This window comes from Burkholderia sp. AU45388 (assembly GCF_030481585.1).
Lineage (GTDB): Bacteria > Pseudomonadota > Gammaproteobacteria > Burkholderiales > Burkholderiaceae > Burkholderia > Burkholderia sola.
In genome coordinates this window covers 720,678-733,577 of sequence record NZ_JAUJPV010000001.1, presented here as the reverse complement: position 1 = coordinate 733,577, position 12,900 = coordinate 720,678, and the positions used below count along the sequence as shown (strand labels likewise).

Below are 12,900 nucleotides of genomic sequence, written 5' to 3'. Positions count from 1 at the left end.
TCCTTTCCCGCTTCCTTGCCGTTTTCCGCGCATTACCCACCGTTTTCCGCCGATCTCACCCGCCAGCCGGCCCCGTCCGGCTGAAGCGCTGCTCGACCACCTCGGTCCCCCACTGCGTGCCCGCGGACTCGCTCGTCAGCGCGAAGCCGAACGACTCGTACAGATGGCGTGCGGCATCGAGCCCCTTGAACGTCCACAGGTAGGTTTCGCGAAACCGGTGTTCGTCGACGAAACGCATCGCCAGCGTCATCAACTGACGCCCGACGCCCGAGCCGCGCAACGCGTCGTTGACGATGAACCAGCGCAGGTGCGCGACGCCCGTCGCCGGGTCGCCGTCGATCGCGAGCGACGCGAGTGTCCGGCCGTCTTCCTCGCACAGCCACAGCGCCTTGCCGTCGGCCGGCAGCGCGCCCGCGAAAGCGGCCAGCTCGGTCGCCACCCGCTGTTCGAAGAACGCGCCGAAACCCCAGTGCTCCGCATAGAAGCGTGCATGCAGGCTCGCGATGTCGCCGATGCAGCCCGGCTGATAGCCGTCGCGAATCGACGGCGCATCGGCGGCCGCGACGGGCGGCCTGGCCGCGTTGTCCTGCGCGAGCGCATCGGCATACAGCGCTAGCGAACGCAGTAGCGCCTGCTGGTCGGCCGGAATCATGCGGCGCAGCGCATTCGACACCTGGTCGGTCGCGAACGTGTCGATTCTATTCCGGAGCTTTTTGCCTTCGGGGCTCAGGTACAGCTCGATCGCGCGCGCATCCTCGCTCGACACGCGCCGTTCGACGATACCCGCCGCCTCGAGCCGTGCGAGTTGCCGGCTCGTGTTCGATTTGTCGAGCCGCAGGATGGCGCCGAGATCCTTCGCGTTGATGCCGGGCGCCATCCCGATCTCGAGGATCGCATGCACCGCCGACGGCGCCCAGTCGCTGTCGGCCAGCGTCGCACGCATGAAGCCGAGCTCGCGCACCAGTTTGCGCGAGAAGTCGCGCAGCTCGAGGATCGTCGCGTCGCGCGGCTTGGCGGGTGCGTCGATGAGGTCCATGGCTTGCTCCCGAACGGTTGCGTATCGCAATCAATAATAGTTGCGAGTCGCAACTCGAGCAAGGCGGATTTTCACGAGGAGCGGTTGCGGGAGGGGGCTTTCGTGCTGCCGGTGGCCGAATGGGCGAAGCGCGGGGAGCCGGCTCGGACAGCGGTGTCGCGACGGGTATTGAAGCGGATGGCCGCGCGCGGCGAAGTGGTCGCATACTGGGCGGTGTTGCCCGACCTGCCAGCAGGGCGCCGATCGACCGTCGATCGACGGCTACGAGCCCCGGAGATCATGATGAACAAGCTGCTGCCGATGACGATCGCATTGTTTGCCGGGAGCGGCATCGGGGCGGCGCCGCTCCATGCGGCCGGCACCCTGGATGCGCCGCCGTGCAGCGCCGCGCATGCGGCGGACCCCGGCGGCGGGAACGCCGCCACGCCGGGCACGTCGGTCCGCAGCTTCTCGAGCGCCGGTTGTTCGGGCGCCGTGCTGCAGGGCGACCGGGCCACCGCGACGGTCAACGGCGACCGGGTCGAATTGCGCGACGGCGTCGTCTATGTGAACGGCCGGTCCTATGGCGCGGTCACGCCCGCGCAGACGGTCGAATACGAGGCCGCGCGCGACCGGCGCACGTTGAGGGTCGACGGAAAAATCCGCACGCCGCTGCGCTGATGCGTGCCGATTCGGCAGGCGGCAACCGCTGTGCGCGACGCGGTTGCCGGATCGCCGAGCCGGCGCGCGTCCTATTCGACGAGCGTCAGCCGGCCGTCGCTGAGCCGCACTTCGTGCCCGACCCACGCCGCATCGACGCGCGGGAGCACGGCCGACGGCTTGCGCAGTTCGCGCAGCAGCGTCGCGCCGTGCGACAGCCGGCCGCCCATGCGCGCGATCACCGCGCGGGCGGCCTGGTACTGCGCGTGCCGGCCCGGGTCGAGCGTGTCTTCGAGCAGGATGTCGCGACCGAGCACGCCCTGCATGTCACCCGGATAGATCATGAAGCCGGCGGCCTCGTCGGTGCCTTCGCTGCCGTCCTGCCAGAAGCTGTCGTTGCGATCGCGGCGCTCGGGGTGAGGCGCGAACCACGTGTCGCGGTCGGCGGCCGGCATCGCGTGATGCAGGCGGAAGAACACGCGCATCAGGTTGTCGCGATACCACTCGCGCACTTGCAGATACCAGCCGCGCATGCCGGGCGCGCCGAGCGCGTGCAGTACGCGGACCGGCAGCGGCCAGTCGGGAAACGCCTGCAGCGGCAGGTCGGCGGCCGCGGGCCGCGCGGTGCCCGGATCGGTTTCCCACGGCAGGCGGTGCGGGCTGTCGTCGAGCTGACCGTACGCGGTCGGCGGACGCCCCCACAGGGTGCCGCCGCTGCTCGCCAGCGATGACGCGATGCACAGGTTGCCCTGCACGACGAACACGTAGAAGCGCGTGAACCAGTCGGCCAGTTGCTGGCCGTCGGCGCGCCGTTCGACGAGCGTCGCCAGCTCCCGGTCGAAGCGTTCCAGGCCGCGCGCGAGCGTCGTCAGGTGCCCGCGCGCGACGCGCAGCATGCGCCAGAACACCGGCAACGCGCGCAGCAGGCGCAGCGGTCGCCAGCGCAGCGGCGGTGTCGCACCGCCGATCTCGCCGCTGTAGTGGGCGGCCGATACGCCCCAGTCCGCGAGACGCGCGAGGAACAGGTCGTTGTTGATGTACGACGCGCCGCCATAGAGCGCGGTGAACGGTTCGTTGTCGCGCAGCACGCGCGCATCCCAGCGCGCCATGATGGCCGGGATGCTGCCGGCTGCCCGCCGTTGCGCATATTCGACGAGCCGGCTCGGCTGCGGCGGCAGGATCTCGGCGATGTTCGCGGCGGTCAGGTGGCGATGCCAGCCGTAGGTGCTGATCGGACGGTACTGCAGCAGCCACAGCTGCGCGCCGTCCCACGCCCATTCGACGTCGCCCGGCACGTAATGGAACGCGCGCAGCACGCGTTGCAGGAAGTCCCACAGCTGCCGCGCGCTCAGGCCGTGCGCGGTCGGGAACGTGCCGCGCTGCCACGGCTCGCCGAGCCGCGACAGAATCGCGCGCTGCGGGCTGGCCTGCCCGTCGGCGAGCGTTTCGAGGTGGCCTTCGACCCATTCGACTTCGACCGCGAGATGGCGCACGAACGCGATACCCGACAGCACGGGCGTGATGAAGCGCTGCACGACGGCTTCCTCGAGGCCGCCATCGAGCAGTTCGGCCACGCGCGCGGCGGCTTGCGATGCCGGTACGCGCAGGAACGTCGTATGCAGGCCGGCGTTCGCCGCGTCGGCCTGGTCCTCGCCATGGCTCGACGAGCGGATCGCCCACTCGGCGTCCGGCCGGCTCGCGAGAAAGCCGGGCAGGCGCGGATCGTCGGCGGCAGTCAGCGACAGCGCGGGCGGCACCGGCAGCCCGGCCATCGCGGCCAGCGCGAGGCGCCCGCCTTTGGTATGCGCGACGAAGCCCGTGTCGTTTCCTTCGAGCCACCGCGCGAACGCCGCCGGCGCATCGATCCACGGATAGTGTCCCCAGCCGGGCTGCAGCGTCACGCTCAGGTCGGCGCGCGCGAGGATCGCCGACCACGCGGCGGCCTGACGGACGCCGAGCACGGCGTCCTGGTCGCCCCACACGAGTTCAATGCGATCGGCGACCCACTCGAGCAGCGGCAGCGCGGTATCGGCGCGCACGAGATTCCAGTGCGGCAGGAACGCGCGGCAACGGGCATAACCGGCGCCCATGCGGCGATACTGCGCGGGCGTCCAGGTCCGGTTCGAGAACCGGCGGGCGAACAGCGCGGGGTAGTGCGCGAGCAGCCAGTGGATGGTCTTGCGCAGCGGCTTCGGCGCCATCAGTTTCGGCAGGCGCCGCTCCCACAGGAACGCGCCGACCGGGGCAAGCAGCACGCTGCGGCCGAAGTGGCCGGGGCGCCGCTGCAACGCGTGCAGGACCACCAGCGCATTCACGCCGACCGCCATGATCGCGTGCCCGGGTTCGGTCGCGTCGAGCAGCGCCTGCGCATACGCGGCGAGATCCTCGCACGGCGGCGCGGAATGATCGCCGAAGCCCGGCAGTTCGAGCGGCACGGGGCGATAGCGCCGGAAGTGGGGCAGCGCGTCGTCCCACCAGTCGGCAGCGCTGCCGTTGCCGGCGAGGAGGTACAGGATCGGTTGGCTCATGAAGGCTTCGTCGGTCGACGATCGTCGCGATTGCCGCGGTTTTTGTGGGTATTGTCCGGTGCGAGTGGAATGGAAGCGTGGCCCCGCTCGGATGGATGGTCGGGCATTCTACGCGAGTCGATTTACTTCGATTTACCGCGTGTTCCGGTCTCGGTTTTTTCGATGCGCGAGCCGATTGATCATTTGCATCGCAGGCATACAGGGGCCGCAAGCGTAGAACGTAGAATCATGTCGCCGACATTCATCAGACGAGGATTCAACGGGAGAACATGAAAGGCGAAGGGCGGCCTGGGTAAAAATTGATTCGAACCACGAATCAGTGGAAAAATCCTTCATGGCGACGGGCGGTTCGCAAGCCGTCCCGAATGCGACAGCCGCGGCGTGACCGGTTCGGACTACGGGTTATTCCGCTACGAACGGCTCGCGCGACCGGTGTATCGGCTCGACGACATCGTCGAGCGGTCGCCGGGCTCGCGACGCATGGCTTGACGGAGCCGCACCGGGTGCGCGACGCCGGGCTCGCGCGCTTTCGGGCATCATGCGATGGCGCCGGCCCGTCGGGCAGCAGGGTCGGCAATCCATTGCGTCCGCAACCGATCCGGAGAACCGACCGCCATGCATTCGAATCCGTTCCACCTGCGCAGCGCGCGCCTGCTCGCCGCGCTGGCCCTCGCCACGACGACCGTCGCCGTGCATGCCGCAGACTGGATCGTGTCCGGCAACGACGGCAAGTACCAGCGCGTCGAGGGCCGCGACACCTATCTGCCTTCCCCGCCCGCCGACACGCTGACGCTGCTCGACGCCAGCACGTTCCCGCCGAAGGTCGCGTTGCAGGTGGACGTCGAGAACGGCATCCAGGGGCCGCCGCAGGCCGTCGCGATCACGCCCGATGCGAAGCTCGCGCTGGTCGGCGCGCCGACGCGCTACGACACGGCCGCGAAGCAGCTCGTATTCGACACGTTCCTGCAGGTCGTGAATCTCGACAGCGCGCCGCCCGCGATCACGCGCATCGAGCTCGGCACGCATCCGCAAGGGATCGCGATCGCTCGCTCGGGCCGGCTCGCGCTCGTCGCCAACGTCGACGGCAGCGTGTCGATCCTGCGCATCGACGGCACGCAGGTGACGCTCGACGGCAACCTGAAAATCGGCAAGAAGCGGCTGGCCGGGATCAGCTTCACGCACGACGGCAAGCATGCGCTCGTGTCGCTGCGCGACGAGCAGGGCATCGCGGTGCTGAACGTCGACGACGGCAAGGTGACCGACAGCGGCACGCGGCTGAGCACGGGCGTCGCGCCTTACACGATCGACGTGTCGAGCGACAACCGCTGGGCCGTGGTCAGCAACGTCGGGCTCGCCGGGCTGCCGGGCTATACCGGCGCGCTCGCGGGCGACGCCGATTCGGTCGCGCTGATCGACGTGTCGCGCGTGCCGTTCCGCACGGTCCAGTATTTGACGGTACCGTCGCTGCCGGAAGGCGTCGCGATTTCGCCGAACGGGAAGTGGATCGCGGTGCAGGCGATGGACGGCTCGAACCTGACGGCCGACAACCCGGGCCGCCACAAGCGCGGCAAGGTGCTGCTGTTCGAGATTCGCGACGGGCAGGCCGTGAAGGTGAACGAGGTGCCGGGCGGCGAAGCCGCGCAAGGCATCGCGTTTACCGCCGACAGCCGGCACGTGATCGTGCAGTTCAACGTCGAACGGCAGCTTGCGCTGTATGCGGTCGAAGGCGGCAGGCTGCGCGACACGGGCAAGCGGATCGCGCTGACGGGCGGCCCGTCTTCGTTGAGGACGTTGCCGCGCTGACGCGTGTGGCGGGTCTTGTCGGCGGCTTGCGGCTCAGCCGTGAGATAGCGGAAAACATCATCGCGCGACTCGACGAAGCGTGGTCGATCGCGCAAGCCGGCGGCGCGGATCGCGACGGAACTGTGCGGGCCGTTCGGTCGTGAGCGGCATGCGCTCCTTCAAGGGTCGAATGGGTGGGCGGACCGGCGACGCGCACATGAGGATGCGTGCGGAAAGGCGCGCGCGGTGCGACCACACCGGGCCGCACGACCGCCGTTACGGACGCAGCAGATCGAACCCGCCGAAAACCACGACACCGCTGAGCGCGATCATCGCGACGGAGTGCTGGCCGAAGTAGAGAATCGCGGCGGCGAGCCACGTCGTGATGCAGAAGGCGCCGATGCGGGCCATCGTGTGTTCCTCGAATGCGTGATGAAGTGAATGCGTGCCGCACGGCGTTCGCCGCTCGGTCGGTGAGCGGAGCACGCATGCAGGCGGACGGAAAAGGCGACTCGGGAAGTTGCGAGGGCGTCGTCGGCATACGTTGCATGCCGCGCCTCGACAGTCCGCGAGCCGGAGCCGGCGGCATCGCGCGATCGGGCCTCGACAAGGCGTCCGATGCGTGCTTCCAGCCGGCGAAGCGGCGATTTTACCAGCGCCGTCATGCCGCCAATCTGGCCCTTTCGCGCTCAATTGCGTTTATCGCCGGGCAATTCACCCGACCCCGATATTCAAGTTTCGTGTGACGAATGCCGTAAACGAGGGGAGGATTTTCGCCCCCTTGTCACTTCGTTTACCGATACACGGACCGACACGATGCAGATCGATTTCTCCACGACCGCGCGATCGCCGCTCGCGGACAGCGGTGTGGCCGCGAACCCGACCGCCGCGACGTCGTCCAGGGGCGGCGCGACGAATACCGCGAGCACGACGGGCACGACCGGCGTCACCAGTGCGACCGGCGCTACCAGCACCAACGGCACCACTGGCACCACCGGCACGAAGGATTCCACCGGCGCCACGGGTGCCACGTCCGGCGCAACGGACGCATCGCCGGAAGACCCGGCGGTCGCCCAGTTGAAGGCGCTGATCGAGCGGCTGCAGAAGCAGCTCGCGACCTTGGAGCGGCAGATGGCCACCGCGGCCCAGCGTGCAAAGGACGACCCGGCCGCGGCCGTCGAGCAGCAGTCACTGAGCGCGGAAGCCGGCACGATTTCAGCCGCGCTCGCGACGGCGATCTCGCAACTTGCCGCGGCGCTCGAAAAATCCGGCGCCTCGCAGTCGGGCGGGCTGGTGTCGACGCAGGCCTGAGCGGCCGTGGCCGCATCGGCCGCACGCATTACAATCGCCAGTTCGTCTCCCTCTCAAGGACGGCTGAACGATGAATGCGGAACTCGACGACGACGAACTCGTTCGCTTCGACGTACACGGCGGCACGCCGCTGCCGGCAGCCGACGTCGAAGGATGGCTCGAGCATGACGGCGCGCGCATCTGGCACGCGTCGTTCGGCCAGGGGCCGGCGGTCGTGCTGCTGCACGGCGGCCTCGGCCACGGCGGCAACTGGGGCAACCAGGTGCCGGCGCTGCGCGCGGCCGGCTACCGCGCGATCGTGATCGACAGCCGCGGGCACGGCCGCAGCACGCGCGACGACCGCCCCTATTCGTACGAACGCATGGCATCGGACGTGCTGGCCGTCCTCGACGTGCTGCACGTCGACCGTGCACGCTTCGTCGGCTGGAGCGACGGCGCCTGCATCGCGCTCGTGCTGGCCGGCCGCGCGCCGGAACGCGCGGCCGGCGTGTTCTTCTTCGCCTGCAACATGGATCCCGGCGGCACGAAGGAGATCGTGCCGAGCCCGCTGATCGACCGCTGTTTCGCGCGGCATCGGAAGGACTATGCGCGACTGTCCGCGACACCGGACCAGTTCGACGCGTTCGTCGCGGCCGTCAGCGAAATGATGCGCACGCAACCGAATTACACCGCGCAGGATCTCGCGGCGATCGCCGTGCCGGTTGCGGTCGTGCAGGGCGAGCACGACGAATTCATCCGGCCGGAACATGCCGCGTACCTCGCGCGGACGATCCCGGGCGCGACGCTGACGATGCTGCCCGGCGTGAGCCATTTCGCGCCGTTGCAGCGACCCGCGCGGTTCAACGCGGCGATGCTGGCGTTTCTCGACCGGCTGCCGGGGTGATACGCGGGCAGGACGCACGGCCCGCCGGCGAGCGGGCGCGTGCGTCGGCCATGCTCAGACCATCGCGTTGTCGGCGCCGGGAATCTCGTGCGCCTTGATCTGCTTGCGCTGCAGCTTGTAGCGCAGCTTCCCGAGCATGCCGTCCTCGTGGCTGACACGCGTGATGGTGCGCACGTATTCGTCGTCCGGCGCGATGGCCTGCGCCCCCATGATCCAGCGCACGCTTTCGCGATAGTCGTACAGCGACTTGTCGTTGATGTCGGCAAGGAAGAACGACAGTGCGGCCATCGCGGCCGGATGGCCCCCTTCGGCATGCCGGCGCAGCTCGTCGACGTAGCGATGGCGCGACGGATAATCTTCGATGTCGCCGATGAACATCAGCATGCACTCGAGGCCGTCGGTATGCCCCATCTCGTGCGCCTTGCGCGCGGCTTCGACGGCCTCGACCTGCATGCGCGCGCGTTCGGCCCGGTCCGTGCTCGTCTGCCCGATCTGATGGTACGTGTAGCCGAGCCGGTACGCGGCCATGTTGCCGCCGGCTTCCATCGACTCGCGGAAGTAGTGGGCGGCGCGGTACGGGTCGGCCTCGACATGCGTGCCGTCCTTGTAGAAGCATCCGAGCAGGTAGCCGCACGAATCGCCGCCCGCCTCGTAGCCGAGCTCGCAGATGGCGAAGGCATCGGCGGGGCGCCGGTTGTCGTACTCCAGCGCGCTGGCGATCTGGTTCCATGCGAGCGAGCCAGGCTCGTTCAGGCGCGCGGCCTCGAGCCATGCGTCGCCGCGCGCGGGATCCTGCACGAAACCGAACGTGCCGGTGCGATGGGCATAGCCGCGCAGGATCATCGCCGACGTGCACGCGCGAGCGTCCGATGCGCGTTCGACCGCGCGGGTCAGCCAGTCGCCATGTGGATCGAGCCGGAGCGCCAGTCGCAAACCCATCCCCATCGCGCGGTTGTCGTCGATCGGCGTGCTGCGTTCGGCTTCCTGCAGCCGCGCGTAGGCCTGTTCGTACTCGCCGCGCTCGAAATGGCTGTGCGCGAGCCAGCGCAGTGTCTCCGAGCGGTGATAGGGATGCAGCGCGGCCTGCGCGCGCGCGAGCGTCGCGGTCATCGCGTGGCGCGCATGGTCGTCGTCGTCATCCGCATCGAGCGTGTTGCCGGCGTAGTCGTCGCGCCAGATCTCGTGCAGCAGCCGGTCCTTCTCGACCGCATCGAGGTGCGCGCACGCATCGGACGCGACGAACGCGCGGACGTGATCGTGCGAGCCGCCCCAGCGCGGCTGCATGTACCAGATGAACGTGCGCATCGGGAAGAACAGCTTCGGATGGATGTGCAGCGTCGCTTCCATCCAGTACCACTTTTCCTTGCGCAGCTTCTTGCCCTGCACGGGGCCGGGCAGCGCGTCCGGAAATTCCGCCGGGCAGGCGACCGGCACGTCGGGATTCAGCCCCGAACGCGCGAACATGCGCTGCAGTTCGGCGCGCGTGGCTTCGTCTTCGGCGCCGGCGTTCAGGTGCAGTTCGGTGACGGGCCAGCGGCGCTCGCGCACGAGCTGCGCGAGCCACTCGGGTTCGCCGAACGACGACACGCTCGTGAAGATCACCATCGGCGCGCTCCACATCGTCGGCGCGAGCACCAGCGCGCGCAGCGCGGCGACGAGCGTCAGCGTCGCGCACGCATGCGCGCCGATCCATCCGGCTTCGGTCACCGTTTCGGCCCAGCCGCTGCCGCGGTATTCGTAGGCCCAGTGGTGCCAGTAGTGGGCTTCGCACAGCCACGCGTGCGCGGAGCGCGGGTTCGCGGCCTGCCATGCGCGCAGGCGCGCGAGGCCTTCGGCGCCGGCGTCGATGCACGGCTGCACGTCGGCCGGCAGCGCGTCGACGTACCGCGCCTCGGCGGTGCGATCGGCGAAGCTCGCGGCGAGCGCGGCATCGAGTTGCGCGTCGAGCGCGGCATGGTCACCGGCGCGCAACAGCGCGTCGACGTCGCAAATGAACCAGCGGGATGTCGCGGGCGGAATCAGATCGGCGCAAGCGGAGGACATGTCGGTATCGGCGGTCATGACGAAACGGGTTGGGGATCGAAGATGCGGTAGCGCTTCCACGGCAGCGAAAGCCAGTTTCCGGACGGATTGCGCAGGTACTCGCGTACTTCCTGCGTGGCGCGCGACGACGCGGGGCCGTCCTGGCCGCTGCCGCGCAGCCACTGCTGGCGCGCCCGCGCATACGCGAGCCCGAAGTCTTCCCAGCTGTCGAAGCTGTCCTGCGCGCGCTGCGCATTGAGCAGCAGCACGATCCACGCGTGCTGTTCGGACGCCCAGCCGAGCAGCGCGATGCAGCGCACGAGAAACGCGGTGCGCGCGCAATCGAACGCGAGTGCGTCGCGCACGCGCCCGACGGCGGCGAGCTGTTCGTAGAAGCCGTCGTGCGAGCGGCCGACGCCGCGAATCCAGCCCGCGAGGATCGACGGCACGCGTTGCACGATCTGCCACTCGGGCAGGTCGGCCGGCAGGTCGAGTTCGCGCCGCACCTGGCGCGCGAGCTGTTCGCGCTGCGCATCGGGCAGCGCATGGACGAGGTCGTCGCAATCGCAGCGCAGCCCGTTGCGGATCAGCAGGATGTCGGCCAGCGCGAGCGCCCAGCGGCGGCGGTTCGGCGGCGCCTGCTCGGCCTGCGCATGCGCGAGCCTGACGGCCGTGGTTTGCCGCACCGGCACCGTGCTGTCGGCGCCCGCGGCCTGATCGGCGTCGACTTCGCGCACCATCCGTGCGGCGACCCGCAACGAGCGCCACACGTACCACACGAGCCACAGCACGGCCGCGCCAAGCAGCAGTGTCAGCATGACGCGCTCCCGTCCGTCGGCGCGGGCAACGCGAATGCCGCGCACAGCGCAGGATCGATCGCGATGCCTTCGATCTCGAATGCGGCTGCCGCGGTCGCCGCGTCGGGTAGGTGCGCGGCCGGCAGCGCATCGGCCGGCAACGCATGGCGCGCGGCCGCCGCGACGGCCGGATCGATCTGGCGCAACTGGCCGAGCGCATAGGGCGCGTTGCGCAGCAGCAGCCATTGCAGCACGGCCGGCGGTTGCTCGAAATGCTCGATCAGGTGGAAGTTCTCGCTCATCACGCTCAGCAGATGGTCGGACGAGCGCACGTCGGTGACGAAGGTCCACGCGCCGGTGGCCGCCCCCGGCGCATCCGGTTCGAAGACGAGGCCCATGCCCTCGCAATCGGGATGACGCTCGCCGCGCGGCGCGAGCGCGCGCAGGAACTGGCGGACGTCGTCCGCATAGCGGCGCACCGGATGGCGATTCTGCTTGCCCTTGATCTGGTCGATGCGCAGGCCGTCGCCGCTCGCCTGCAGGCTGATCGTCACGTGCGGCTGGTTGCCCGCGCCGCGCAGCGTGAAGAGGCGCAGCCGGCCGTCCCGTGCGGCTTGCGCGTACTGCTCGCCGTAGCCGCCGCGCAGCCGGCGGCGATCCGCGAACTGGCCGAGACAGTGCTGCATGTAGTACGACTCGTACGCGAGTTCCTCGCGCAGCGCCGCATGATCGCCGACGAATTCGAACACGATCCCGTTCGGCGTGCGCAGCACCTCGCGCAGCGCGAGGCCGCTGCTCGGCACCCAGCCCTTGTCGCGGCGCGCCTGCATCCGCTGGTGCTCGCGTTCCCACATGTCGAGCGCCATCGCGCAGGTGATGCGTTGCAGTTTCTGCGCGAGCCGCGTGCCGGCGCGCGAGCGCAGGAATTCGACCAGCACGCGTTCGCGGTCGATCAGCAGCATGTGCTCAGGATCGATGAAGTAGAGCGACGCCTTCTCCGCGGCGGGCGTCGGGCCGGATGCCGGAGATGCCTCGGACGGCGCGGACGCCGATTGCCCGCGGAACCGGCGCACGAGCCACTCGGGCGCCGGCCGGTCGACGCCGGCGAGGGCGCGGTAATCGGAGAGCGATGCGAGCGGCCGAGCCTGCTCGAATGCGCCGACGACCCAGCGGAAGAAATGGTTGCCGAGCCACGCGCGGATCTCGGCCGGATCGCCGCGCTCGGCGCTGCGGCGTGCGATGGCCGTCTTGATGTCGGGCGCATTGACGACATCGCGCGGCCGATAGGCCGACGCGGCCACGGTTTCGGTCACGGGCTCGCTCTCCGGTCGGGCCGGGTGGGCGCGGACGGTGCGCGCCCACCCTGGCGATTCTTCTGGCTCAACGACGAAACGGCGAACGTGCGCGCGCAGAAACGCGGCGGCGTCGCGTATTTCGGTTCAGGTCGGTCGGTGCGTGAAAATCACGCGACCACGCGGGAGCCAACGACGCGGAAGCGGGCGATCGGGAAATGGCGATTCATTGTTTCTCTCAGGTCGGATTTTATTTTTGGCTTCCGCGAGTCTACTTCGATCCGGGCGGATGAATCAATCGCGCCGCCAGCCGCGCGCGTGGATCTGACCAGACTTATCTCTTTTTCGTCGATTTTCGATACGGCGCCATTCGGCCAGCGGGTTCGATGCTGTAGAAACCGGCAGGTTTTCCTGAAAAATGGGCATGCGGCTCCGAGGGGGCGCGGCCCCCACCCCCATCCCGCATGTTGCGTATCTCATAAGTTTTTCTTTCGGCTCGCGCAACATATCGTCGATTGTTGGCGGCCGGGCGGTAGCGGATAGTCCTGCTTCGACAGGACGGCCGACGCGCGCGGCGCGGCCGGATCTGTTGTCCATGCAACCATCGGAA

At 69.1% G+C, this 12,900-nt stretch carries 11 protein-coding genes; 4 read left to right on the top strand and 7 right to left on the bottom strand.

Annotated elements, in window-relative coordinates; translation table 11 throughout:
• Positions 1–55 precede the first annotated feature (55 nt).
• Positions 56–1,036, bottom strand: a complete 981-nt coding sequence (locus QZM72_RS03365) for a helix-turn-helix domain-containing GNAT family N-acetyltransferase (RefSeq protein WP_301737159.1) — start codon at positions 1,034–1,036, stop codon at positions 56–58.
• A 3-nt stretch (positions 1,037–1,039) separates the two neighbouring features.
• On the opposite strand from QZM72_RS03365, the gene QZM72_RS03360 reads away from it, so the two are divergent.
• Positions 1,040–1,696 carry a hypothetical protein gene (locus QZM72_RS03360; protein WP_301737158.1) on the top strand — a complete coding sequence of 219 codons (657 nt, stop codon included), beginning with the start codon at positions 1,040–1,042 and terminating at the stop codon, positions 1,694–1,696.
• Between the two features lie 71 nt (positions 1,697–1,767).
• On the opposite strand, the gene QZM72_RS03355 is transcribed toward QZM72_RS03360, so the two are convergent.
• Positions 1,768–4,203: a PEP-utilizing enzyme gene (locus tag QZM72_RS03355; RefSeq protein WP_301737157.1), complete on the bottom strand. Its 2,436-nt coding sequence runs from the start codon at positions 4,201–4,203 to the stop codon at positions 1,768–1,770.
• A 615-nt stretch (positions 4,204–4,818) separates the two neighbouring features.
• On the opposite strand from QZM72_RS03355, the gene QZM72_RS03350 reads away from it, so the two are divergent.
• The gene (locus tag QZM72_RS03350) at positions 4,819–6,006 is read left to right on the top strand and encodes a YncE family protein (RefSeq protein ID WP_301737156.1); all 1,188 of its coding nucleotides are present in this window, start codon (positions 4,819–4,821) and stop codon (positions 6,004–6,006) included.
• A gap of 255 nt (positions 6,007–6,261) precedes the next feature.
• On the opposite strand, the gene QZM72_RS03345 is transcribed toward QZM72_RS03350, so the two are convergent.
• Positions 6,262–6,396 (bottom strand): hypothetical protein, encoded by a 135-nt coding sequence (locus tag QZM72_RS03345; RefSeq protein ID WP_006405345.1) that lies wholly within the window; start codon positions 6,394–6,396, stop codon positions 6,262–6,264.
• A gap of 405 nt (positions 6,397–6,801) precedes the next feature.
• On the opposite strand from QZM72_RS03345, the gene QZM72_RS03340 reads away from it, so the two are divergent.
• Together QZM72_RS03340 and QZM72_RS03335 are read left to right on the top strand one after the other, a co-directional pair.
• The gene (locus tag QZM72_RS03340; protein ID WP_301737242.1) at positions 6,802–7,296 is read left to right on the top strand and encodes a hypothetical protein; all 495 of its coding nucleotides are present in this window, start codon (positions 6,802–6,804) and stop codon (positions 7,294–7,296) included.
• 70 nt (positions 7,297–7,366) lie between these two features.
• A complete protein-coding gene (locus QZM72_RS03335) occupies positions 7,367–8,179 on the top strand; it encodes an alpha/beta fold hydrolase (RefSeq protein ID WP_301737155.1) in 813 nt (270 codons plus the stop codon).
• A gap of 54 nt (positions 8,180–8,233) precedes the next feature.
• Here QZM72_RS03335 and QZM72_RS03330 read toward each other — a convergent pair whose 3' ends face one another.
• The 4 genes from QZM72_RS03330 to QZM72_RS03315 all read right to left on the bottom strand — a co-directional run bounded on the left by QZM72_RS03330 (position 8,234) and on the right by QZM72_RS03315 (position 12,887).
• The gene (locus QZM72_RS03330) at positions 8,234–10,222 is read right to left on the bottom strand and encodes a DUF4034 domain-containing protein (RefSeq protein WP_301737154.1); all 1,989 of its coding nucleotides are present in this window, start codon (positions 10,220–10,222) and stop codon (positions 8,234–8,236) included.
• 14 nt (positions 10,223–10,236) lie between these two features.
• Positions 10,237–11,019 carry a DUF1266 domain-containing protein gene (locus QZM72_RS03325; RefSeq protein ID WP_089471739.1) on the bottom strand — a complete coding sequence of 261 codons (783 nt, stop codon included), beginning with the start codon at positions 11,017–11,019 and terminating at the stop codon, positions 10,237–10,239.
• On the bottom strand, positions 11,013–12,311 hold the full coding sequence (locus QZM72_RS03320; protein ID WP_301737153.1) for a hypothetical protein: 1,299 nt from the start codon (positions 12,309–12,311) through the stop codon (positions 11,013–11,015). The genes QZM72_RS03325 and QZM72_RS03320 overlap by 7 nt, the downstream gene beginning before the upstream one ends.
• Positions 12,312–12,584: 273 nt before the next feature.
• Positions 12,585–12,887 (bottom strand): hypothetical protein, encoded by a 303-nt coding sequence (locus tag QZM72_RS03315; RefSeq protein ID WP_301737152.1) that lies wholly within the window; start codon positions 12,885–12,887, stop codon positions 12,585–12,587.
• Between the last annotated feature and the right edge of the window lie 13 nt (positions 12,888–12,900).